The following is a 23,076-nucleotide window of genomic DNA, read 5'->3' as shown; positions in this document are numbered from 1 at the left end:
ATGGCGGGGGAGGGGGGTAGCCCCGAGGAAGATGGTTCTTGGGTGCGGGCTGCTAGCAACGGAGCGCCCGCCTGCCGAACGCGAGAACCGAGAGAGTGCGCCGTGTGGCACCCCCCTCCCTGACCCTCCCCCACAAGGGGGGAGGGAACGGAGAGGGCGGAGTTCGGCCGCTTGGAAACCTGAGGGTCGACCCGAATCACGCCGCACCCCCGATCCGCAGCTCCCGCGAATCGATCCCGAGCGGGGCATGGGTGGCGGCGACGATCAGGCCGCCGCGCGCCAAGTGCCCGCGCATCAATCCGGAAAACATGTCCTGTCCCGCGACATCGAGCGCCGTGGTCGGCTCGTCCAACAGCCAGACGGGGCGGCGGACGGTGAGCAGGCGGGCCAGCGACAGCCGGCGGCGCTGGCCGGCGGACAGGAAGGCGGCGGGCAGATCGGCGGCATGGTCGAGCCCGACGGTGGCGAGTCCCTTGCCGGTGTCGAAACGCTCGCCGCCGAGAAAATCGGCCCAGAACGTCAGATTCTCCGCCACGCTCAGGGCTGGCTTCAGGGCGTCGCGATGACCCAGATAGTGGCATTGCTCCGGCAACGTCAGCTCGGCGTCACCCCCGTCCAGCGCGATCGTGCCGCTCGCCGGAATGAGCAGGCCCGCGATCAGCCTCAGCAGCGAGGTCTTGCCCGATCCGTTGCGGCCGACGACCGCCACGGCTTCGCCGGAGCCGGCCTCGAAATCGAGCGCGGAAAACACCTCGCGCCCGCCCCGCACGCAACTGACCCCGCGTCCGGAAAGCTGCATCTTGCCTCGTATCGATCCGCTCAAAGCCAGGCCTCAGGAAAACTTGGGGTAGCGTATGGGAATTTTTGGCTCGCGGATTGCCGCGGCACGATTGTGGCTGTGGCGGCGCGGTTAGAAAGCTTCTATAAGCCCGGAACTACTTGATGCGGCAACTCAACCTGCCCCTGCAAGTGACTCAGCCTGCCTACGCTGACGGTGTTAAAATACCCTGCCGGGTATAACTGACAATTGGGATTTCCTACATGACCTCGCTCGACAGCTTCAAATGCAAAAAGACCCTCAAGGTCGGCGCCAAGACCTATGTCTATTACAGCCTGCCCACGGCCGAGAAGAATGGTCTGAAGGGAATTTCGAAACTCCCCTACTCGATGAAGGTTTTGCTCGAGAACCTGCTCCGCAACGAGGACGGCCGCTCGGTCAAGAAGGAAGACATCGTCGCGGTGTCGAAGTGGCTGCGCAAGAAGTCGCTGGAGCATGAGATCGCCTTCCGCCCGGCGCGCGTGCTGATGCAGGACTTCACCGGCGTGCCCGCCGTGGTCGATCTCGCCGCGATGCGCAACGCGATGCAGAAGCTCGGGGGCGACGCCGAGAAGATCAATCCGCTGGTGCCGGTCGATCTCGTCATCGACCACTCCGTGATCGTGAACTTCTTCGGGGACAACAAGGCCTTCGGCAAGAACGTCACCGAGGAATACAAGCAGAACCAGGAGCGCTACGAGTTCCTGAAATGGGGCCAGAAGGCGTTCTCGAACTTCTCCGTCGTGCCGCCCGGCACCGGCATCTGCCACCAGGTCAATCTCGAATATCTCTCCCAGACGGTGTGGACCAAGAAGGAGAAGATGACGGTCGGCAAGAAGACCGGCACCTTCGAGGTCGCGTATCCCGACTCGCTGGTTGGCACCGATTCCCACACCACCATGGTCAACGGCCTTGCCGTGCTCGGCTGGGGTGTCGGCGGCATCGAGGCGGAAGCCTGCATGCTCGGCCAGCCGCTGTCGATGCTGCTGCCCAACGTCGTCGGCTTCAAGCTGAAGGGCGCGATGAAGGAAGGCGTCACCGCGACCGACCTGGTGCTGACGGTGACGCAGATGCTGCGCAAGCTCGGCGTCGTCGGCAAGTTCGTGGAGTTCTTCGGCCCCGGCCTCGACCATCTCTCGGTCGCAGACAAGGCAACCATCGCCAACATGGCGCCCGAATATGGCGCGACCTGCGGCTTCTTCCCGGTCGATGCCGCCGCACTGGATTATCTCAAGACCTCCGGCCGCGCCTCGGCGCGCGTCGCGCTGGTGCAGGCCTATGCGAAGGCGCAAGGGCTGTTCCGTACCGCCAAGTCGCCCGATCCGGTGTTCACGGAAACGCTGACGCTCGACCTCGGTGATGTCGTGCCCTCGATGGCCGGCCCGAAGCGCCCCGAAGGCCGCATTGCGCTGCCGTCCGTGGCCGAGGGCTTTTCGCTCGCGCTCGCCAGCGAATACAAGAAGGCCGAGGAGCCGGGGAAGCGCTTCGCCGTCGACGGCAAGAACTTCGACATCGGCCATGGCGACGTCGTGATCGCCGCGATCACCTCCTGCACCAACACCTCGAACCCGAGCGTGCTGATCGGCGCCGGTCTTCTGGCGCGCAACGCCGCCGCGAAGGGCCTCAAGGCAAAGCCGTGGGTGAAGACCTCGCTCGCCCCGGGCAGCCAGGTGGTGGCGGCCTATCTTGCCGATTCCGGTCTCCAGGCCGATCTCGACAAGGTCGGCTTCAACCTGGTCGGTTTCGGCTGCACCACCTGCATCGGTAATTCAGGTCCGCTGCCCGAGGAGATCTCGAAGTCGATCAACGACAACGGCATCGTCGCGGCTGCGGTGCTCTCCGGCAATCGCAACTTCGAAGGCCGCGTCTCACCGGACGTGCAGGCGAACTATCTGGCTTCGCCGCCGCTCGTGGTCGCCCACGCGCTCGCGGGCACCGTCACCAAGAACCTCGCCGTCGAGCCGCTCGGTGAAGGCAAGGACGGCAAGCCGGTCTACCTCAAGGACATCTGGCCGACGACCAAGGAGATCAACGCCTTCATGAAGAAGTTCGTGACCGCGTCGATCTTCAAGAAGAAGTATGCCGACGTGTTCAAGGGCGACACCAACTGGCGCAAGATCAAGACGGTCGAGAGCGAAACCTATCGCTGGAACATGAGTTCGACCTATGTGCAGAACCCGCCCTATTTCGAAGGCATGAAGAAGGAGCCGGAGCCGGTCACCGACATCGTCGAGGCCCGCATCCTCGCCATGTTCGGCGACAAGATCACCACCGACCACATCTCGCCGGCCGGTTCGATCAAGCTCACCTCGCCCGCCGGCAAATATCTCAGCGAGCACCAGGTGCGTCCGGCCGACTTCAACCAGTACGGCACGCGGCGCGGCAACCACGAAGTCATGATGCGCGGCACCTTCGCCAATATCCGCATCAAGAACTTCATGCTGAAGGGCGCCGACGGCAATATTCCGGAAGGCGGTCTCACCAAGCACTGGCCCGACGGCGAGCAGATGTCGATCTACGACGCCGCGATGAAGTACCAGCAGGAGCAGGTGCCGCTGGTGGTGTTCGCCGGCGCCGAATACGGCAACGGCTCCTCGCGCGACTGGGCCGCGAAGGGCACCCGTCTGCTCGGCGTGCGCGCCGTGATCTGCCAGAGCTTCGAGCGCATCCACCGCTCCAATTTGGTCGGTATGGGCGTGCTGCCGCTGACCTTCGAGGACGGCACCTCCTGGTCGTCGCTCGGTCTGAAGGGCGACGAGAAGGTCACGCTGCGCGGCCTCGTTGGCGACCTCAAGCCGCGCCAGAAGCTGACCGCGGAGATCGTCTCCGGCGACGGTTCGCTGCAGCGCGTTTCGCTGCTCTGCCGCATCGATACGCTGGACGAACTCGAATACTACCGCAACGGCGGCATCCTGCACTACGTGCTACGCAAGCTCGCGGCGTAAGCGCGGATTTGTGAACGGTGGCTCACTGCGAAGTGAGTAGTAGGTTACACGAAGGCGGCCTATCACAAGGCCGCCTTCACGCGTTTGCGGCAGGCTTCAGATGGGCCCGCCCGGCACAGAACCTCCCCTTGTACGGTTCTTGGACGGACAACAAATGTGTGAGGCCCGTAAGATTACGGTGACCATCCGGCGGTAAGATTTCCCTCTCACGAGCAATGGTGTGCGGCGTTCGACATGACAACAATGACGGCTTCTCATCTGGTTTCACGCTGGTCCGGTGCCCTCTGGTCGGGAGCTCTTGGTCTCTGTGCAATCGTCGCCGTCATCCGCCCTGCCGAGGCTGATCCCCGCGCCGTTGTCGAGTTGTTTACCTCGCAGGGCTGCTCCTCCTGCCCGCCGGCCGACAAGATCATCGGCGACCTCGCCCGCGATCCCTCGATCATCGCGCTGAGCATGCCGATCGACTATTGGGACTATCTCGGCTGGAAGGACACATTGGCCGATTCGCGCTTCTCTGCACGGCAGCGTGCGTATTCGCGCATGCGCGGCGACCGCGAAGTCTACACGCCGCAGGTCGTGGTCAACGGCTCCACGCATGTCGTCGGCAGCGACCGCACCGGCATCGAAAGCGCCATCGGCAAAACCGAGACGGGCACTGGTGTGATGAGCGTGCCGGTGACGATGTCGCTCGCGGGCAAGCAGATCAACGTCTCGGTGGCCGCGAGCAAGGAGCCGACGGCGTCCCACGGCGAGGTCTGGATCTGCTCGATTGCGAGGTCGGTGCCGATCGCGATCAGTCGCGGCGAAAATCGCGGACAGCAAGTGATCTATCACAACGTGGTGCGCAACCTGCTGAAGGTCGGCGACTGGACCGGCCGCCCGGAAAGCTGGACGGTGCCGATCGAGAACCTCACGCGTGACGGCGTCGACGGTGCCGTGGTCTATGTCCAGGACGGCAGCCGGGAGAGACCGGGCCCGATGCTGGGCGCGGCGTACACGTCGCTGCACTGACGCGCACTTCGAATCGTCCGACTCAAGCACACTCTCAATCCTCATGGTGAGGAGGCGCGTCAGCGCCGTCTCGAACCATGCAGGCCCTGCTGAGGCAGCTCGGCCTCGATCCTTCGAGACGCCGCTTCGCGGCTCCTCAGGATGAGGGGAAAGGGTTTTTGCTGAGATGCTGAGATATCCGTCGAGGCAGAAACATCCCGACCCAAACAATTCGACTCAAACAAAAAAGGACCAACTCGCGTTGGCCCTCCTTGTCGTGCGAACAGACCCGATCCTGACGGCCCCGGGGGGCTGGGGGCTGAGGAATCCGGAACCGAAAGGACCGGGTCAACGCACATAGGTCTTTTCGCAACGCAGGGCGGCAGTCGCTTGGCGGAAAAGCGGCGACACTATGATTCCTGCTAACGATCCCGTGACGGTTTGCCGCGACAGAGTTCCACCGCTGCGTGTGGGCGGATTGGCTCCGATTCCAAGGTCCTTCCAAGGGCCCTTGCGGTGGGGAACAGTTGGCGCAATCATGCAACCGTCATGATCCGCGGTCGAGGGACGGTCTTCGCGGACGCGGTCATGCTGATGCGACAGGAGGCGGCCTATGAGTCTGTCGGAGGATACCGATCCGAGCGAACAGCGTGCGGCGGCGCGCCCCGCCGCTTCGAATGCGCAACTGAGCCGCGTGACGTTCAACCGGCTCGAGCTGCACCGTATTCTCAATCTCTACGGCCGGATGGTTGCCGAAGGCGAGTGGCGCGACTATGCCATCGACTTCCTCAGGGATCGCGCTGTGTTCTCGGTCTTTCGCCGCGCCTCGGAAGTGCCGATCTATCGTATCGAGAAGGATCCGCGCCTCGCGCGCAAGCAGGGCATGTACAGCGTGATCTCGGCGACGGGCTTGATCCTGCGCCGCGGCCACGAACTGGAGCGCGTGCTCCTGGTGATCGATCGCAAATTGGCGGTGGTGTAGCAGGGATCCAGTAGCCCGGATGAGCGTAGCGACATCCGGGTCTTTGCTTGCAGCGTTCCCGGGTATCGCTTCGCTCACCCGGGCTACGGGCCTTACTTCCCCGGCACGCTCTTGGCGCCCTCGCCGAGGCTCCGCTGCATCATTACCGTGTCCAGCCAGCGGCCGAATTTCAGCCCGACGCTGGGATGCGTGCCGATCATTTTGAAGCCGGCCCTGGTGTGCACGCCGATCGAGCCGGCATTGGTGGAATCCCCAATTACCGCGATCATCTGACGGAAGCCGCGTGCCTCGCATTCGACGATCAGCCGCTCCAGCAGGAGCGCCCCGATGCCGCGGCGGTGGAAGGATGGATCGAGATAGATCGAGTTCTCGACCGTGAAGCGGTAGGCCGGGCGGGGCCGGTAGGCACCGGCATAGGCGTAGCCGGCGACGCGCCCGTCGAGGATGGCGACGAAATAGGGGTAGCCGCCGTCGATCAGCGTGCGGTAGCGGCGCGTCATCTCGGCAAGGTCGGGCGGCTCCAGCTCGAACGTCGCGGTGCCCTCGCGGACAGCCTGCCGATAGATGGCCGTGATGGCGGGGAGGTCGGCCTCGGTGGTGGGCCTGATATCGGGTGCGGACATGCCGCAAGATTAGAGCCTTCCCGGGGCGGCTGGAAGAGGCAACCGTGCTTCCTCATACTCCGTCCTTGCGAGGAGCCCTTGCGACGAAGCAATCCAGAAATGCACCAGCGGAGGGACTCTGGATTGCTTCGCTGCGCTCGCAATGACGGTGGGTGTTGAGAGGCTCGCCCCAAACAAAAACCCCGGCCTCTCGGCCGGGGGTTGCTGTCGTCCACTCTGGGCTGGCGCTTAGTCGCGCTGGCCGAGGAGCTGCAGGAGCAGCGTGAACAAGTTGATGAAGTTCAGGTACAGCGACAGCGCGCCGGTGATGGCCGCACGCTCTGCGATGTCACCGCCGGCCGAAGCGTAACCGTAGATGTAGTCGTTCTTCAGCCGCTGGGTATCCCAGGCGGTGAGGCCCGCGAACACCAGCACGCCGACCACCGACACGACGAACTGCAGCACCGAGCTCGCCAGGAACAGGTTCACCAGGCTCGCGATGACGATGCCGATCAGGCCCATGAACAGGAACGAACCCATTCCGCTCATGTCACGCTTGGTGGTGTAACCGTAGAGGCTGAGCGCGCCGAAAGTCGCCGCGGTGATGAAGAACACCCGGACGATCGAGGTGTGCGTGAACACCAGGAAGATCGAGGACAGCGAGACGCCCATCAGTGCCGCGAACACCCAGAACAGGATCTGGGCGGTCGAAGGAGCGAGCCGGTTGATGCCTGCCGAGATCACGAACACCATGGCGAGCGGCGCGAGCATGAACAGCCACTTCAGGGGGCTGACGAACATCGCGTAGCCGAACGGCGTCAGGAACAGCTTGCCGACCCGCACGGCTTCCGGGGTCGGAACGTCCGTCACGGCGGCCATGTAGACGCCGAGGGCGGCAAGGCCGGTGATGGCCAGGCCGATGCTCATGTAGTTGTAGATGCGCAGCATGTAGGCGCGCAGGCCGGCATCGACCGTCGCGGCGTCAACACGCCCGGCGGCCCTGCCGAAAGGAGAAGCGTAATTGCGGTCTAGGTCCGACATGGTCGAATTCCCGTTGGTTGGTCCGGTCCGGCATGAGGGTCGCCATGCCGCCGGTTCGTCAAATTCTATCTCGGATACCGATGTCTGCCGACTAAATTTTGGCTAACAATCGGGGCTCCGAACCCATTCGATATGTGGGAAACTAACACATTCGCTGCAACCGTCCACGCGCGGCTGAATGTCGCCCTTACCTGCAATCCAGACGAGCGGACGTGGTTAATCGCTGGAATCGTGCGATTTCGCTCCCGTGCCGCCGCCCGCTACCATTTGTCACAAATTCCGCAACACCGTGGCGGGCTTTTTGTTCAACGCCAGCAGGGTGCCGGCGAGCCCGAGGCCGACCGTGACGACCAAGGCAGCCGCGACCACGCCGGCTGCGCTGCCGCCCTGCCAGACGAAAGTGAGGGTCATCAGCCGGGTCACGATCATCCAGGCCGCGACGCTGCCGGCGAAAACGCCGAAGACCGCGGTGGCAAGCCCGATCAGGAGGTATTCGAGCGCATAGGCGCCGAGCAGCCGCAGCCGGGTCGCGCCCAGGGTCTTGAGGATCACCGCATCGTAGACCCGGTGGCGATGGCCGGCGGCGAGCGCGCCGCCGAGCACCAGGATCGCCGAGATCAGGGTCACCGCGCTGGCGCCGCGGATCGCCAGCGCCAGGTTGGTCACGACCGAGCCGACCGTCTCCATCACCTCGCGCACGCGCACGCTCGTCACCATCGGATAGGCGTCAGCGACCTCCTTGATGATCTTGCCGTCGCCGGCCGCATCGCCGCCGGCTTCCGTCAGCGTCGCGATGTGGGTGTGCGGCGCGCCCTTGAATGCGTTCGGCGAGAACACGAGGACGAAATTGATGCCGAGGCCCTGCCAGTCGATGCTGCGCAGATTGCTGATCTTCGCGGGGATGTCGCGGCCGAGGATATTGACCACGACCTCGTCGCCGACCTTGAGGCCGAGTCCGTCCGCGATCTTCTTCTCCATCGAAACCAGCGGCGGGCCGGAATAATCGGCGCTCCACCACTCGCCCTCGACCACCTTGGAGCCCTTCGGCAGCTCGGCGGTATAGGTCAGGCCGCGGTCGCTCTGCAGCACCCACTCGGAATCGGTGCTGGGCTTGAGCTCCTCGGCGCGGACACCACGGGCTCCGACGATCCGTCCGCGCAGCATCGGCACGTCGTCGACTTTCGCGCCAGGGGCGATCTGGCGCAGGTATGTGTCGAACTGCTCGGCCTGCGTGCTCGGAATGTCGATGAAGAAGAACGATGGCGCGTGCTCGGGCAGCGCCGCCAGGAACTGCCGGCGCAGATTGCCGTCGATCTGGGTGATGGTGACGAGCACGGCGAGCCCGAGCCCGAGCGACAGCACGACCGAGGGCGTCAGCGCGCCCGGCCGGTGGATGTTGGCAATCGCAAGTCGCAGCATCGGCCATCGCGTGCGCGGCAGCCGCCGTGCGATCGTCATCAGCAGGGCGGCAATGCCGCGGAGCAGCGCGAACACGACCACGGAGGAGGCCACGAACACCGCGGCGATGCGCTTGTCGAAGGACAGCCCGATCACGACCGCGATGAGCAGCGCGATCACGACGGCCATGAAGACGAGATAGCTCCAGCGTGGCCGATGCCATTCGGAGCTGATGGTGTCGCGGAACAGCGCCGCCACCGGCACGTCGTGCACTCGCCCGAGCGGCCACAGGCCGAAGGCAAGCGCCGTGAGCAGCCCGTAGACGAACGACAGCGCGAGCTCGTCGGCATGCACCGCCGGCACCACCGGCAGGGGCAGCAGCTTGCCGAATAGGCCGACGATCGCGAACGGCATGGCGGCGCCTAGTGCGAGGCCGATCACTGAGCCGATCGCGGCGAGCAGGAGAACCTGGGCGAGATAGATGCCGAACACGTCGCGCCCGGTGGCGCCGACGGCCTTGAAGGCCGCGATCACCTCGAGCTTGTGGTCGATATGGGCCTTGACGGCATTGGCAACGCCGACGCCGCCGACCAGCAGCGCGGCGAGGCCGACCAGCGTCAGGAACTGCGTGAAGCGGTTGATGTTGCGCTCGAGCTGCGGCGAGGCATTGGAGCGGCTGCGGACCTCCCAGCCGGCCTGCGGCGCGGCGTTGCGGGCGTCCGCGATGAAGGCGTCGGTGGCGCGCTCGTTGTTGGCGATCTCCGGCAGCTTCACACGATAGACCCAGCGCACCAGGCTGCCGGGTTGGACGAGCCCTGTCGCGCGCAGGCCCGCTTCGCTGATCAGGAAGCGCGGGCCGAAGCCGATGCCGCCTGCGAGCTTGTCGGGCTCGGCTTCGACGGCGCTGCGGATCTGGAACGTCGCAGCCCCGACGGTGACGCGATCGCCGGTCTTGAGCGACAGCCGCGCCAGCAGTGTCGGATCGGCGGCCGCGCCGAACGCGCCGTCGCGCTCCGCGAGCAACTCGGACATCGGCAGCGGCGGCGCCAGCGTCAGCTGGCCCAGCATCGGATAGGTGTCGTCGACCGCCTTCATCTCGACCAGGGCCAGCTTGCCCTCGGCCGAGCGCGCCATGCCGCGCAGTGTGGCGGCGCTCGAGACGGTGCCGCGCGAACGCAGGAAGGCGACTTCCTCCGGCTTCGCCTCGCGCTGAAACAGGACGAACGACACGTCGCCGCCGAGCAGCGTACGGCCTTCGCGGGCGAGGCCGTCGCTCAGGCTCGCCGAGACCGAGCCGACGCCAGCGATGGCCATCACGCCGAGCGCGATGCAGGCAATGAAGACGTAGAAGCCGCGCAGGCCGCCGCGCAATTCGCGCAGCGCGTAACGCAGCGACAGCGCGACGCCGTTGGGCTTCGCAAACGGTGCGGCAGCAGCACTCATGCCGGCGCCGACTGCGTGTCGATGCGCCCCGAACGGAGGCGGATCACGCGATCGCAGCGCTGCGCGAGCGAAGAATCGTGCGTGACCAGCACCAGCGTCATGCCGCGCTCGGCATGCTTGCTGAACAGGAGGTCGACGATCTGTTGTCCCGTGGCTTCGTCGAGATTGCCGGTCGGCTCGTCGGCGACGAGGATCGCTGGATCGGGTGCCAGTGCGCGGGCCAGCGCCACGCGCTGCTGCTCGCCGCCGGAGAGTTGGGTCGGATAATGATGCAGACGGTCGCCGAGCCCGACCGATTGCAGCTCCTGCGCCGCGCGCTTTGCGGCGTCGGGATTGCCCGCAAGCTCGAGCGGCACCGCGACATTCTCCAGCGCGGTCATGGTCGGGATCAAATGGAAGGACTGGAAGACGATGCCGACCTGGCGGCCGCGGAAGCGGGCCAGTGCGTCCTCGTCGAGGGCATTGAAAGGCGTGCCGTTGACCACCACCTCTCCGCTATCAGGACGCTCCAGCCCCGCCATCACCATCAGCAGCGTGGATTTGCCCGAACCTGACGGGCCGATCAGGCCGATCGTCTCGCTCCGGCCCACGCGCAAGCTGATATCCTTGAGGATGTGAACGCGTGCCGCGCCCGTACCCAATGACAGATTGACGTTGGAGATGGCGATGGTGTCGGCCGAACTGTCGGCGAGCGAAGAGGAAGAGATGCGAGTGTCCATGGTCCGGTCATATGGCAACTCCGCCCGCGCGGTCGAGAGGCGTTACGGATTGTTCATGCACATAGCCGTGTTGATGTTCGCTTTGATGACCGTCGCAAATCCGGCATGGGCTGAGGCGGCGAAACCGATCAAGCTGGTGGTTCTCGGCGATTCCCTGAGCGCGGGTCTTGGCCTCCCGGCCCAGGAAGCGTTCCCCACAAAGCTTCAAAAAGCTTTACAAGACAAAGGCATAGAGGTCGGCATGACCAATGCCGGGGTATCCGGCGACACCTCCTCGGGGGGCCGTGACCGGCTCGACTGGTCGGTCCCTGACGGAACCGACGGTGTGATCATCGAGCTCGGCGCCAATGATGCGTTGCGCGGCATCGATCCCGATTTGACCCGCACCGCGCTGACCGAGATCGTCCAGCGCCTCAAGGCGCGCAAGATCGCGGTGATGCTGTGCGGCATGCTGGCGCCGCCGAATTACGGCGCGGATTATGCTGCGCGCTTCAATTCGATTTATCCGGATCTGGCGAAAAAATTCGGCGTGCCGCTCTATCCGTTTTTTCTCGATGGTGTCGCGGCCGATGCCAAGCTCAACCAGGCCGACGGCATTCATCCGACCGCGGCCGGCGTCGATATCATCGTCAAGAATATCTTGCCTACGGTTGAGGCATTCCTTGGCACCATCGCTGAGCAACGGCGTTGAAAACCAGGCAGCGCTAACCGTAATTCCCAGGGTTTTACCGGAGTAAGGCGCGCGATGCTTCGCAGGGTCACACAACTGCGATAGGAATTAGGGTACCGGTGATTCGTCGCCGGCTCTAAAATTTGGATATGATCTTGCCCTGGGATCATGCCCAAGCATCGGGAGTGCGAAACGATGCCGCGTTTGTTCACTGGTCTGGAAATTCCGGCCGAGATTGGCCAGTCGCTTTCCAATTTGCGGGGCGGCCTTCCCGGCGCCCGCTGGATCGATCCCGAAAATTACCATGTCACCCTGCGCTTCATCGGCAATATCGATGGCATGTCCGCCAACGAAATCGCCTCGATGCTGTTTCGCGTCGACCGTAAGCCGTTCGAGGTGAAGGTGCAGGGTTTGCAGAGTTTCGGCGGACGCAAGCCGCGCGCGGTGGTCGCCACCATCGTGCCGAGCAAGCCGCTGATGGAATTGCAGGCCGAGCTCGAGCGCCTGATGCAGCGGATCGGCCTCGACCCGGAAGGCCGCAAGTTCATCCCGCATGTCACGCTGGCCCGGCTGCACGACGCCACCGACCGTGACGTCGCCGATTATCTCTCGCTGCGTGGCTATTTTCCCAGCAAGGCATTCACGGCCGAACGTTTTGTTTTGTTCTCGTCCCGCGCCTCAACCGGCGGCGGCCCGTATGTGGTCGAGGACGCCTACGAGCTGTGTGAGTAGCGAAGCTCTCGTGCCCCGGACGCTGCGCAGCGCGAAGCGGTGCGCTGCAGAGCCGGGGCCCATTACGCGGCGATAGACGAACGGTCCTGTACGAAACAGTCGGTCCCGGCTCTGCGCAGCGTCACTGCGTGCCGCAGCGCGTCCGGGACACGGAATGCATGGCGCCCCGCCCCAATTCACGGCTTGCAATTTCCGCTCATCTCTGGCGGTAAAGAGCATGCTCTCGACCCCCAGTTCCTCATTCCGCGAGGCCTATCAGGCCCAGATCGCGTCCGGCGCGATCGAGCCCGACGCTGCGCAGGCTGAAATCGCCGACGCCTATGCCGCGCTCGACCAGCGGCTCGCCGATTACAAGCCGCCGCGCAAGCAGGGCCTGCTCAGCCGCCTGTTCAGCAGCGACAAGGACGAGGCGCCGCACGGGCTCTACGTCCATGGCGAGGTCGGCCGCGGCAAGACCATGCTGATGGATCTGTTCTTCCAGCACTCGACAGTCGAGCACAAGAGGCGCGCCCATTTCCACGAATTCATGGCCGAGGTGCACGAGCGCATCTACGATTATCGCCAGGGCATCGCGCGCGGCGAGATTGGCGACGGCGACGTCATCGCGCTGACCGCGCATGCGATTTTCGAGGAGAGCTGGCTGCTCTGTTTCGACGAATTCCACGTCACCGACATCGCGGACGCGATGATCTTGGGCCGCCTGTTCGCAAAGCTGCTGGAGCTCGGCACCGTGGTGGTCGCGACCTCCAACGTCGCGCCTGACGACCTCTACAAGGGCGGCCTGAACCGTTCGCTGTTTCTGCCCTTCATCAGGCAGATCACCGACCACATGGACGTGCTGCGGCTCGACGCGCGCACCGACTTCCGGCTGGAAAAACTTCAGGGCGTACCGATGTGGCTGACGCCGGCAGACACCGAGGCGGACGCCGCGCTCGACCGCGCCTGGTCGAAGATGTCAGGCGGCGCCAAATGCAAGTCGCGCGATATTTCGATCAAGGGCCGCATCCTGCACGTGCCGTGCTCGGCCCACGGCGTGGCGCGCTTCACGTTCGCCGATCTCTGCGACAAGCCGCTCGGGGCATCCGACTATCTCAGGCTGGCGCACGACTATCACACCATCCTGGTCGACCATATTCCAGTGATGGATTTCTCCCAGCGCAACGCCGCCAAGCGTTTCATTACGTTGATCGACACGCTGTATGACAATGCCGTGAAGCTGATGGCCTCCGCCGATGCCAACCCGATCTCGCTCTATCTTGCCAATGAGGGCAACGAGGCCAACGAGTTCAAGCGCACCGCGTCGCGCCTGATCGAAATGAGCTCGGAATCCTATCTGGCGCTGCCTCACGGCCGCAAGGATTCCACCGCCAGCGGCTCGACCAAGGGCTTGGTCGAGACTTAAGTCCTATTTGCCAGCGCTGTCATTCCGGACTCGGCGCTTCCCCAAGCCCCGGAATGACAAGGTTGCGCTTGAATACGCGGCAAGCCCGACAATTGGGCAACCCGTGACTTGAACGGGGGAGGCGAAAGGGATAACCACCCGTCTCAGTTTTCCCCTCCTTACGTGTCTAAAGGACAGGCTCACATGGCGCGCGACAAGATTGCTTTGATTGGCTCCGGTCAGATCGGCGGAACGCTGGCTCATCTCATCGGCCTGAAAGAGCTGGGCGACGTGGTGATGTTCGACATCGCCGAGGGCGTGCCGCAGGGCAAGGCGCTCGACATCGCGCAGTCCTCGCCGGTCGACGGCTTTGACGCGCACTACACCGGCGCGAACTCCTACGAGGCGCTCGACAACGCAAAGGTCTGCATCGTCACCGCCGGCGTGCCGCGCAAGCCCGGCATGAGCCGCGACGACCTCCTCTCCATCAACCTCAAGGTCATGGAACAGGTCGGCGCCGGCATCAAGAAGTACGCTCCCGACGCCTTCGTCATCTGCATCACCAACCCGCTCGACGCGATGGTCTGGGCCCTGCAGAAGGCCAGCGGCCTGCCGCACAAGAAGGTCGTCGGCATGGCCGGCGTGCTGGATTCGTCGCGCTTCCGCTACTTCCTGGCCGACGAGTTCAACGTTTCGGTCGAAGACGTCACCGCCTTCGTGCTGGGCGGCCATGGCGACACCATGGTGCCGCTGGTAAAATACTCCACCGTCGCCGGCATCCCGTTGCCCGATCTCGTCAAGATGGGCTGGACCTCGCAGGCGCGCCTCGACGAGATCGTCGACCGCACCCGCAACGGCGGCGCCGAGATCGTCAATCTGCTCAAGACCGGCTCGGCCTTCTATGCTCCGGCGGCTTCCGCGATCGCGATGGCCGAGAGCTATCTGCGTGACAAGAAGCGCGTGCTGGCCTCGGCCGCCTACCTGAACGGCGAATACGGCGTGAAGGACATGTATGTCGGCGTGCCCGTCGTGATCGGCTCCAAGGGCGTCGAGCGCGTCGTCGAGATCGAGCTCGTCGGCAAGGACCGCGAAGCCTTCGACAAGTCGGTCGGCGCAGTGCAGGGTCTGGTTGACGCCTGCAAGAAGATCGCGCCCGATCTTCTGGGCCGCTAAACCCAACATTCCCCGCCGAAGATCGAAAAACCGGTCTTCGGCGGTTTCACTTCCGGGCCCCCGCTGCAACTCTTGTAGAGGACGGGGCGGGCTCCGGATCGGCAGTCCAGAGATCGATGTCAGAGAATCCGGGTTGCAGTTCCTGTGGTATATGGTATGCCAGCCACAAGACTGAGGTGGGCCTACGAGGTCACCGCCCGCGGGTTCAGGGAGCGACTAAATGAATATCCATGAATATCAGGCCAAAGCGCTGCTGAACGAGTTCGGTGTCGCGATCTCGAAGGGCGTTCCGGTCCTGAAGGCAACCGATGCGGACGCGGCGGCAAAGGCACTCCCGGGCCCGGTCTGGGTCGTGAAGAGCCAGATCCACGCCGGCGGCCGCGGCAAGGGCAAGTTCAAGGAAGCGTCGGCCGGCGACAAGGGCGGCGTCCGCATCGCCAAGTCGGCCGCGGAAGTTTCCGAATTCGCCAAGCAGATGCTCGGCGCAACGCTCGTCACCATCCAGACCGGACCCGCCGGCAAGCAGGTCAACCGCCTCTACATCGAGGACGGCTCAGACATCGACAAGGAATTCTACCTCTCGATCCTGGTCGACCGCGAGACCTCCCGCGTCTCCTTCGTGGTGTCGACTGAGGGCGGCGTCAACATCGAGGACGTCGCGCACAACACGCCTGAGAAGATCGTGACCTTCTCGATCGATCCCGCGACCGGCATCATGGGCCATCACGGCCGCACCGTCGCGAACGCGCTGAAACTCTCCGGCGATCTCGCCAAGCAGGCCGAGAAGCTCACCGCGCAGCTCTACGCGGCCTTCGTCGCGAAGGACATGTCGATGCTGGAGATCAACCCGCTCGTCGTGACCAAGCAGGGCCAGCTCCGCGTGCTCGACGCCAAGGTGTCGTTCGACGACAACGCCCTGTTTCGTCACCCCGAGGTGCTCGCGCTGCGCGACGAGACCGAGGAAGACGCCAAGGAAATCGAGGCGTCCAAATACGACCTCAACTACGTCACCCTCGACGGCAATATCGGCTGCATGGTCAACGGCGCCGGTCTCGCGATGGCGACGATGGACATCATCAAGCTCTACGGCATGGCGCCGGCGAACTTCCTCGACGTCGGCGGCAGCGCCAGCAAGGAAAAGGTCGCGGCCGCCTTCAAGATCATCACCGCGGATCCCAACGTGAAGGGCATCCTGGTCAACATCTTCGGTGGCATCATGAAGTGCGACGTGATCGCCGAGGGCGTCACGGCCGCCGTGCGTGAAGTCGGCCTCAGCGTGCCGCTGGTGGTTCGCCTCGAAGGCACCAATGTCGAGCTGGGCGAAAAGATCATTCGTGAATCCGGCCTGAACGTGGTGCCGGCCGACAATCTCGACGACGCCGCGCAGAAGATCGTGAAGGCCGTCAAGGGAGGCTGAGGCCATGACTCAGGACCATCTCGCTGCATCATCCCCGCTGCCGGAGCACGCGCGTCTTGCCGCGTTCGCCGGTGAATGGAATGGCGAAGAGGTGGTCTTTCCGTCGCGCTGGACGGAGGGTGGAACGGCGACTTCTCGCGTCGTGGCCCACATGGATCTCAATGGCTTCTATCTGATCCAGGACTCGGTCCAGACCCGCGACGGCAAGCAGAGCTTCGCCACCCACGGCATCTTCACCTTCGACCGCGAAGACCGGACCTACAAATTGTTCTGGTACGACTCGCTCGGCTACACGCCGCCTTCGCCCGCCTCCGGCGGGTGGGTCGGCAAGACCCTGACGCTGGTGCGCGGCTCGCTCCGCGGCAATGCGCGCCACGTCTATGAAATCATCGACGACGATTCCTATTCGTTGAAGATCCAGTTCTCGCCGGACGCAGAAGGCTGGGCCGACGTGCTCACCGGCGTCTACCGCCGCATCCACTGACCTCTCACTCGTTAGTTTCGCGAAAGCAGACCTCATGTCCATCCTGATCGACAAGAACACCAAGGTCATCTGCCAGGGCTTTACCGGCAAGAACGGCACCTTCCATTCGGAGGCCGCGATTGCCTATGGCACCAAGATGGTCGGCGGCACCTCGCCCGGCAAAGGCGGCGCGACGCATCTGGGGCTGCCGGTGTTCGACACCGTGCGCGAGGCGCGTGAGAAGACCGGTGCCGATGCATCGGTGATCTATGTGCCGCCGCCGGGCGCGGCCGATGCGATCTGCGAAGCCATCGACGCCGAGATCCCGCTGATCGTCTGCATCACGGAAGGTATCCCGGTCATCGACATGGTCAGGGTGAAGCGTTCGCTGGCCGGCTCCAAGTCGCGCCTGATCGGGCCGAACTGCCCGGGCGTCATGACCGCCGGCGAGTGCAAGATCGGCATCATGCCAGCCAACATCTTCAAGACCGGCAGCGTCGGCATCGTCTCCCGCTCCGGCACGCTGACCTACGAAGCCGTGTTCCAGACCACCCAGGAAGGCCTCGGCCAGACCACCGCGGTCGGCATCGGCGGCGACCCGGTCAAGGGAACCGAGTTTATCGACGTGCTGGAAATGCTGCTCGGCGACCCCAAGACCGAGTCGATCATCATGATCGGCGAGATCGGCGGTTCCGCCGAGGAGGACGCCGCCCAGTTCCTCAAGGACGAGGCCAAGCGCGGCCGCAAGAAGCCGATGGTCGGTTTCATCGCCGGTGTCACGGCCCCTCCCGGCCGTCGCATGGGCCACGCCGGTGCGATCATTTCGGGCGGCAAGGGCGACGCCGGTTCCAAGACCGACGCGATGAAATCGGCTGGAATTACAGTGTCGCCATCTCCCGCGCGCCTCGGCCACACGCTTGCCGAAAAATTGAAATCTTGATTCACACCTTCGTAATTTTCCGGGCGAAGTTTCGCAGCAAATAGGGTAAATGGTGCCTGTCGCGCTGGTCCTCTGCCGGGGAGCCCAGCGCCAGCGCCGTTTGTTATGCGCGAACCGAAATCGCCAGGAACTCAAGTATGTCTCGCCAAGACGCGAACGCAGCCTTTGCCCTCTCCTCCTTTTTGCAGGGCACCAACGCCACCTACATCGACGAAATCTACGCCCGCTACGAGAAGGACCCGTCCTCGGTGGATGCCGAGTGGCAGGACTTCTTCAAGAGCCTCAACGACCAGCCGGGTGACATCAGCAAGAACGCCCAAGGCCCGTCCTGGGAGCGCGCCAACTGGCCGCTGACCCCGCAGGATGATCTGACCTCCGCGCTCGACGGCAATTGGGCGGAAGTCGAGAAGACGGTCGGAGCCAAGATCGCTGCCAAGGCGCAGGCCAAGGGTGGCGATAAGAGCGGCGGCCTCTCCTCCGCCGACCTTCTCCAGGCCACCCGCGACTCGGTCCGGGCCCTGATGCTGATCCGGTCCTACCGCATGCGCGGTCACTTCCACGCCAAGCTCGATCCGCTCGGCATCGAAGCCCAGCGCAATCGCGAAGAGCTCGACCCGCGGACCTACGGCTTCAGCGAAGCCGATTTCGACCGCAAGATCTTCCTCGACCATGTGCTCGGTCTCGAATACGCCAGCTTGCGCGAAATCACCGCGATCTGCGAGCGCACCTACTGCCAGACGCTCGGCGTCGAGTTCATGCACATCACCAACGCGGCGCAGAAGGCGTGGATCCAGGAGCGGATCGAGGGGCCGGACAAGGAAATCTCGTTCACCCGCGAAGGTCGCCGTGCCATCCTGATGAAGTTGGTCGAAGCCGAAGGTTTCGAGAAATTCTGCGACACCAAGTTCACCGGCACCAAGCGCTTCGGCCTGGACGGTGCTGAATCGCTGATCCCCGCGCTCGAGCAGATCATCAAGCGCGGCGGCAATCTCGGCGTGAAGGAGGTCGTGCTGGGCATGCCGCACCGCGGCCGCCTCAACGTCCTGACCCAGGTGATGGGCAAGCCGCATCGCGCGCTGTTCCACGAGTTCAAGGGCGGTTCGGCCAATCCTGATGCGGTCGAAGGCTCGGGCGACGTCAAATATCACCTCGGCGCGTCTTCGGATCGCGAGTTCGACGGCAACCGCATCCATCTGTCGCTGACCGCCAACCCCTCGCATCTGGAGATCGTCGATCCCGTGGTGCTCGGAAAAGTCCGCGCCAAGCAGGATCAGCACGGCGATCCGCCGGATATGCGCATCTCGGTGATGCCGCTGCTGATGCACGGTGACGCCGCGTTCGCCGGCCAGGGCGTGGTCGCGGAATGTTTCGGCCTGTCGGACCTGAAGGGCTACCGCACCGGCGGCTCCGTGCACTTCATCGTCAACAACCAGATCGGCTTCACCACCTATCCGCGTTATTCCCGTTCGTCGCCTTACCCGTCCGACGTGGCGAAGATGATCGACGCGCCGATCTTCCACGTCAACGGCGACGATCCGGAAGCCGTCGTGTTCGCGGCCAAGGTTGCGACCGAGTTCCGGCAGAAATTCCACAAGCCCGTCGTCATCGACATGTTCTGCTACCGCAGGCATGGCCATAACGAGGGCGACGAGCCGGCTTTCACCCAGCCGGTGATGTACAAGAAGATCGCGGCCCATCCGTCGACGCTCGAACTCTACGCCCGCCGCCTCATCAGCGAAGGCGTGTTGACCGAGGGCGAGGTCGAGAAGGCCAAGGCCGACTGGCGCGCGCGGCTCGATGCCGAACTCGAAGCCGGCTCCGGCTACAAGCCCAACAAGGCCGATTGGCTCGACGGCAAATGGGCCGGCTTCAAGATCGCCGATCAGGAAGAAGATGCGCGGCGTGGCGTCACCGGCGTCGACATCGCCGCCCTGAAGGACATCGGTCGCAAGATCACCAAGGTGCCGGACGGTTTCCGCGTCCACCGCACGATCCAGCGCTTCCTAGAAAACCGCGCCAAGGCGATCGACGGCGGCACGGGCATCGACTGGGCGACCGGCGAAGCGCTGGCGTTCTGCACGCTGCTCAACGAGAACCACCATGTCCGCCTGTCCGGACAGGATTCGGAGCGCGGCACTTTCTCGCAGCGCCACTCGGTCCTGATCGACCAGGAAGACGAGAGCCGCTACACGCCGTTCAACCATCTCGGTCACGAGCAGGGCCATTACGAGGTCATCAACTCGCTGCTGTCGGAAGAAGCCGTGCTCGGCTTCGAATACGGCTATTCGCTCGCCGAGCCGAACACGCTCACCCTGTGGGAAGCGCAGTTCGGCGACTTCGCCAACGGCGCGCAGGTCGTGTTCGACCAGTTCATCTCCTCGGGTGAGCGCAAATGGCTGCGCATGTCCGGCCTCGTCTGCCTCCTGCCGCACGGCTATGAAGGCCAGGGACCGGAGCACTCCTCGGCGCGTCTGGAGCGCTATCTGCAGATGTGCGCGGAAGACAACATGCAGGTGGTCTATCCGACCACGCCGGCGAACTACTTCCACGTGCTGCGCCGGCAGCTTCATCGCGAGATCCGCAAGCCGCTGATCGTGATGACGCCGAAGTCCCTGCTGCGTCACAAGCGGGCGGTGTCGCGTCTCGAGGAGCTCGCGAAGGGAACGACCTTCCACCGCATCCTCTATGACGACGCCCAGATGCTGCCGAGCGAAGCGATCAAGCTCGTTCCCGACGAGAAGATCCGCCGCATCGTGCTCTGCTCGGGCAAGGTCTATTACGACCTCTACGAGGAGCGCGAGAAGCGCGGCATGGACGACATCTATCTGATGCGCGTCGAGCAGCTCTATCCGGTGCCGCTCAAGGCGCTGGTGGCCGAACTGTCGCGCTTCAAGAAGGCCGAAGTGGTGTGGTGCCAGGAAGAGCCGCGCAACATGGGTGCCTGGCACTTCATCGAGCCCTATCTGGAGTGGGTGCTGAACCAGGTGAACGGTGCGAGCCGGCGTCCGCGTTATGTCGGCCGCGCCGCCTCCGCTGCGACCGCCACGGGTCTGATGTCGAAGCATCAGGCGCAGCTGAAGGCGTTCCTGGACGAAGCATTGAGCTGAGAAGTTTTTACACCTCGTCATGCCCCGCCTTGTGCGCAATTGCGCACCGGGGCGGGGGATCCAGTATTCCGCGCCGCCCGTCTCTATCACGACTGTCACGGCGTACTGGATCGCCCGCATCCGCGGGCGCTGACATCTGCACCTATGTCCGCATTGGCGATCTCCTTAAGGAAAAGACCATGACTGAAATTCGTGTGCCGACCCTCGGCGAATCCGTCACCGAGGCCACCATCGGCCGCTGGTTCAAGAAGGCCGGCGATCCCGTCGCCGTCGACGAGCCCTTGGTGGAGCTCGAGACCGACAAGGTCACCATCGAAGTCCCGGCGCCCTCAGCCGGCACGCTGAGCGAGATCATCGCCGCCGATGGTGCCACCGTCGCCGTCGGCGCGCTGCTCGGCCAGATTACCGAAGGCGCCGCCGGCGCTGCCAAGCCGGCAGCTGCGCCCGCGAAGCCCGCGGCTGCCGCTCCTGCGGCCGCTGCTGCTCCCGCCGCGGCGAAGGCGCCACCGGCCGATGCGCCGCTCGCTCCCTCCGTGCGAAAGCTCTCGGCCGAGACCGGCGTCGATGCCTCGACCGTTCCCGGCTCCGGCAAGGACGGGCGCGTCACCAAGGGCGACATGCTCGCCGCGATCGAGCGTGCGGCCTCGGCGCCGACCCCCGTCAACCAGCCGGCCGCAGCGGTTCAGGTCCGCGCACCGTCGCCGGCCGATGACGCCGCCCGCGAAGAGCGCGTCAAGATGACCCGGCTGCGCCAGACCATCGCGCGCCGCCTCAAGGACGTGCAGAACACCGCCGCGATGCTCACGACCTTCAACGAGGTCGACATGACCAACGTCATGGCGCTGCGTGCCCACTACAAGGATGCGTTCGAGAAGAAGCATGGCTCGAAGCTCGGCTTCATGGGCTTCTTCACCAAGGCCGTCGTCCAGGGGCTGAAGGACATCCCGGCCGTCAACGCCGAGATCGACGGCACCGATCTGATCTACAAGAACTACTATCACATCGGCGTCGCCGTCGGCACCGACAAGGGCCTCGTCGTGCCCGTGGTGCGCGACTGCGACAACAAGTCGATCGCCGACATCGAGAAGGGCATCGCCGATTTCGGCCGCCGCGCCCGCGACGGCCAGCTCAAGATCGACGAGATGCAGGGCGGCACCTTCACCATCACCAATGGCGGCATCTACGGCTCGCTGATGTCGACCCCGATCCTGAACGCGCCGCAGTCCGGCATCCTCGGCATGCACAAGATCCAGGAGCGGCCGATGGTCGTCGGCGGCAAGATCGAGGTCCGCCCGATGATGTATCTGGCGCTGTCCTACGATCACCGCGTCATCGACGGCAAGGAAGCCGTGACCTTCCTTGTCCGCGTCAAGGAGAGCCTGGAAGATCCGGCGCGCCTGGTGCTCGATCTCTGATCGCTGATGCTCTGCGAGCGCCGTCGCCTTTCGCGACGGCGCGTGTCGAACTATGGAGGCGCGCGTGACGGATAAAGTCGTTGTCATCACCGGCGGCAGCCGCGGCATCGGCCGTGCGACCGCAATTGCCGCCGCGGCACGCGGCTTCCGGATCGTTGTCGGCTATGCCAGCAACAAGACGGCCGCCGATGAGGTGGTCGCCGAGATCGCGGCCAGCAACGGCAAGGCCATCGCGGTAAAATGCGACGTCGCCGAGGAAAGCGACATCCTGGCGCTGTTCAAGGCCGCGGACGCGTTCGGCACGCTCGGCGCGCTCGTCAACAATGGCGGTATTGTCGGGACCAGCGGCGTGCGCGTCGACGAGATGTCGGCCGAGCGCATCCAGCGTGTGATGGCGGTCAACGTCACCGGCTCCATCCTCTGCGCGCGCGAAGCCGTGAAGCGGATGTCGACCAGGCATGGCGGCCAGGGCGGCGTCATCGTCAATCTGTCGTCGGTTGCGGCCAAGCTCGGCGCGCCGAACACCTATGTCGACTATGCCGCGTCCAAGGGCGCGATCGATTCCTTCACCATCGGCCTCGGCTATGAGGTTGCCGGCGAGGGCATTCGCGTCGCGGGCATCCGCCCCGGCCTGATCGACACCGAAATCCACGCTGCCGGCGGTGAGCCCGACCGCGCCCATCGCTTGGCCCATATGGTGCCGATGAAGCGCGTCGGTACGGCCGATGAAGTCGCCAATGCCATCGTCTGGCTGATGTCGGACGATGCCTCCTACGTTACCTCAGCCATTCTCGATGTGTCCGGCGGACGCTGACGCGCCGCGCGGACGCTGACACATCCT

18 protein-coding genes are annotated in these 23,076 nt (G+C 64.4%); 13 read left to right on the top strand and 5 right to left on the bottom strand.

Translation table 11 applies throughout. The annotated features are described in order from the left end of the window. Positions 1-196: 196 nt before the first annotated feature. Positions 197-799, bottom strand: a complete 603-nt coding sequence (gene ccmA / locus IVB42_RS19620; RefSeq protein WP_026233883.1) for a heme ABC exporter ATP-binding protein CcmA — start codon at positions 797-799, stop codon at positions 197-199. A gap of 242 nt (positions 800-1,041) precedes the next feature. Between ccmA and acnA the strand changes: the two genes are divergently transcribed. The 3 genes from acnA to IVB42_RS19605 all read left to right on the top strand — a co-directional run bounded on the left by acnA (position 1,042) and on the right by IVB42_RS19605 (position 5,734). Then, complete coding sequence (gene acnA / locus IVB42_RS19615) at positions 1,042-3,762, top strand: aconitate hydratase AcnA (RefSeq protein WP_018459820.1); 2,721 nt, start codon at positions 1,042-1,044, stop codon at positions 3,760-3,762. 234 nt (positions 3,763-3,996) lie between these two features. After that, positions 3,997-4,773, top strand: a complete 777-nt coding sequence (locus tag IVB42_RS19610) for a DUF1223 domain-containing protein (protein ID WP_026233884.1) — start codon at positions 3,997-3,999, stop codon at positions 4,771-4,773. A gap of 592 nt (positions 4,774-5,365) precedes the next feature. After that, positions 5,366-5,734, top strand: coding sequence for a DUF2794 domain-containing protein (locus IVB42_RS19605; RefSeq protein ID WP_018459822.1), 369 nt, complete (start codon positions 5,366-5,368; stop codon positions 5,732-5,734). Positions 5,735-5,826: 92 nt separating this feature from the next. Here the strand turns inward: IVB42_RS19605 and IVB42_RS19600 are convergent, their stop codons facing one another. The 4 genes from IVB42_RS19600 to IVB42_RS19585 form a co-directional block, all read right to left on the bottom strand. Next, complete coding sequence (locus IVB42_RS19600; RefSeq protein WP_018459823.1) at positions 5,827-6,357, bottom strand: GNAT family N-acetyltransferase; 531 nt, start codon at positions 6,355-6,357, stop codon at positions 5,827-5,829. A 228-nt stretch (positions 6,358-6,585) separates the two neighbouring features. Further along, positions 6,586-7,377, bottom strand: a complete 792-nt coding sequence (locus IVB42_RS19595) for a Bax inhibitor-1/YccA family protein (protein WP_007598855.1) — start codon at positions 7,375-7,377, stop codon at positions 6,586-6,588. 270 nt (positions 7,378-7,647) lie between these two features. Continuing rightward, positions 7,648-10,218, bottom strand: a complete 2,571-nt coding sequence (locus IVB42_RS19590) for an FtsX-like permease family protein (RefSeq protein ID WP_018459824.1) — start codon at positions 10,216-10,218, stop codon at positions 7,648-7,650. Beyond that, positions 10,215-10,937, bottom strand: a complete 723-nt coding sequence (locus tag IVB42_RS19585; protein ID WP_018459825.1) for an ABC transporter ATP-binding protein — start codon at positions 10,935-10,937, stop codon at positions 10,215-10,217. Before IVB42_RS19585 ends, IVB42_RS19590 begins: the two co-directional genes overlap by 4 nt. A gap of 55 nt (positions 10,938-10,992) precedes the next feature. Here IVB42_RS19585 and IVB42_RS19580 point away from each other — a divergent pair, with 55 nt between their 5' ends. The 10 genes from IVB42_RS19580 to IVB42_RS19535 all read left to right on the top strand — a co-directional run bounded on the left by IVB42_RS19580 (position 10,993) and on the right by IVB42_RS19535 (position 23,049). Beyond that, a complete protein-coding gene (locus IVB42_RS19580) occupies positions 10,993-11,628 on the top strand; it encodes an arylesterase (protein WP_026233885.1) in 636 nt (211 codons plus the stop codon). A gap of 174 nt (positions 11,629-11,802) precedes the next feature. Further along, on the top strand, positions 11,803-12,339 hold the full coding sequence (thpR, locus tag IVB42_RS19575) for an RNA 2',3'-cyclic phosphodiesterase (RefSeq protein ID WP_007598862.1): 537 nt from the start codon (positions 11,803-11,805) through the stop codon (positions 12,337-12,339). A gap of 217 nt (positions 12,340-12,556) precedes the next feature. After that, a complete protein-coding gene (zapE, locus tag IVB42_RS19570) occupies positions 12,557-13,741 on the top strand; it encodes a cell division protein ZapE (protein ID WP_085348694.1) in 1,185 nt (394 codons plus the stop codon). 183 nt (positions 13,742-13,924) lie between these two features. After that, entirely contained in the window at positions 13,925-14,893 is a 969-nt protein-coding gene (gene mdh / locus IVB42_RS19565; RefSeq protein WP_007598869.1) for a malate dehydrogenase, read from the top strand. A gap of 220 nt (positions 14,894-15,113) precedes the next feature. After that, positions 15,114-16,310: an ADP-forming succinate--CoA ligase subunit beta gene (sucC, locus tag IVB42_RS19560; RefSeq protein ID WP_247397640.1), complete on the top strand. Its 1,197-nt coding sequence runs from the start codon at positions 15,114-15,116 to the stop codon at positions 16,308-16,310. Positions 16,311-16,314: 4 nt separating this feature from the next. After that, positions 16,315-16,794, top strand: a complete 480-nt coding sequence (locus IVB42_RS19555; RefSeq protein ID WP_007604324.1) for a DUF1579 family protein — start codon at positions 16,315-16,317, stop codon at positions 16,792-16,794. Positions 16,795-16,828: 34 nt separating this feature from the next. After that, entirely contained in the window at positions 16,829-17,713 is an 885-nt protein-coding gene (gene sucD / locus IVB42_RS19550; RefSeq protein ID WP_018459831.1) for a succinate--CoA ligase subunit alpha, read from the top strand. Between the two features lie 137 nt (positions 17,714-17,850). Continuing rightward, positions 17,851-20,820 (top strand): 2-oxoglutarate dehydrogenase E1 component, encoded by a 2,970-nt coding sequence (locus IVB42_RS19545; protein WP_018459832.1) that lies wholly within the window; start codon positions 17,851-17,853, stop codon positions 20,818-20,820. 179 nt (positions 20,821-20,999) lie between these two features. After that, complete coding sequence (odhB, locus tag IVB42_RS19540; RefSeq protein ID WP_026233886.1) at positions 21,000-22,235, top strand: 2-oxoglutarate dehydrogenase complex dihydrolipoyllysine-residue succinyltransferase; 1,236 nt, start codon at positions 21,000-21,002, stop codon at positions 22,233-22,235. 64 nt (positions 22,236-22,299) lie between these two features. Continuing rightward, a complete protein-coding gene (locus IVB42_RS19535) occupies positions 22,300-23,049 on the top strand; it encodes an SDR family oxidoreductase (protein WP_026233887.1) in 750 nt (249 codons plus the stop codon). The last annotated feature ends 27 nt before the right edge of the window (positions 23,050-23,076 follow it).

The sequence above is a fragment of the Bradyrhizobium sp. 45 genome (genome assembly GCF_023073155.1).
Classification (GTDB): domain Bacteria; phylum Pseudomonadota; class Alphaproteobacteria; order Rhizobiales; family Xanthobacteraceae; genus Bradyrhizobium; species Bradyrhizobium canariense_D.
The sequence above is the reverse complement of the archived record's forward strand: the minus strand, read 5'-3'. Positions and strand labels throughout refer to the sequence as shown.

Excerpts from the sequence above, each read along its gene's own strand:
- ccmA (WP_026233883.1), bottom strand. The coding sequence starts at position 799 with ATGCAGCTTTCCGGACGCGGGGTCAGTTGCGTGCGGGGCGGGCGCGAG.
- acnA (WP_018459820.1), top strand. The coding sequence starts at position 1,042 with ATGACCTCGCTCGACAGCTTCAAATGCAAAAAGACCCTCAAGGTCGGC.
- IVB42_RS19610 (WP_026233884.1), top strand. The coding sequence starts at position 3,997 with ATGACAACAATGACGGCTTCTCATCTGGTTTCACGCTGGTCCGGTGCC.
- IVB42_RS19605 (WP_018459822.1), top strand. The coding sequence starts at position 5,366 with ATGAGTCTGTCGGAGGATACCGATCCGAGCGAACAGCGTGCGGCGGCG.
- IVB42_RS19600 (WP_018459823.1), bottom strand. The coding sequence starts at position 6,357 with ATGTCCGCACCCGATATCAGGCCCACCACCGAGGCCGACCTCCCCGCC.
- IVB42_RS19595 (WP_007598855.1), bottom strand. The coding sequence starts at position 7,377 with ATGTCGGACCTAGACCGCAATTACGCTTCTCCTTTCGGCAGGGCCGCC.
- IVB42_RS19590 (WP_018459824.1), bottom strand. The coding sequence starts at position 10,218 with ATGAGTGCTGCTGCCGCACCGTTTGCGAAGCCCAACGGCGTCGCGCTG.
- IVB42_RS19585 (WP_018459825.1), bottom strand. The coding sequence starts at position 10,937 with ATGGACACTCGCATCTCTTCCTCTTCGCTCGCCGACAGTTCGGCCGAC.
- IVB42_RS19580 (WP_026233885.1), top strand. The coding sequence starts at position 10,993 with ATGCACATAGCCGTGTTGATGTTCGCTTTGATGACCGTCGCAAATCCG.
- thpR (WP_007598862.1), top strand. The coding sequence starts at position 11,803 with ATGCCGCGTTTGTTCACTGGTCTGGAAATTCCGGCCGAGATTGGCCAG.
- zapE (WP_085348694.1), top strand. The coding sequence starts at position 12,557 with ATGCTCTCGACCCCCAGTTCCTCATTCCGCGAGGCCTATCAGGCCCAG.
- mdh (WP_007598869.1), top strand. The coding sequence starts at position 13,925 with ATGGCGCGCGACAAGATTGCTTTGATTGGCTCCGGTCAGATCGGCGGA.
- sucC (WP_247397640.1), top strand. The coding sequence starts at position 15,114 with ATGAATATCCATGAATATCAGGCCAAAGCGCTGCTGAACGAGTTCGGT.
- IVB42_RS19555 (WP_007604324.1), top strand. The coding sequence starts at position 16,315 with ATGACTCAGGACCATCTCGCTGCATCATCCCCGCTGCCGGAGCACGCG.
- sucD (WP_018459831.1), top strand. The coding sequence starts at position 16,829 with ATGTCCATCCTGATCGACAAGAACACCAAGGTCATCTGCCAGGGCTTT.
- IVB42_RS19545 (WP_018459832.1), top strand. The coding sequence starts at position 17,851 with ATGTCTCGCCAAGACGCGAACGCAGCCTTTGCCCTCTCCTCCTTTTTG.
- odhB (WP_026233886.1), top strand. The coding sequence starts at position 21,000 with ATGACTGAAATTCGTGTGCCGACCCTCGGCGAATCCGTCACCGAGGCC.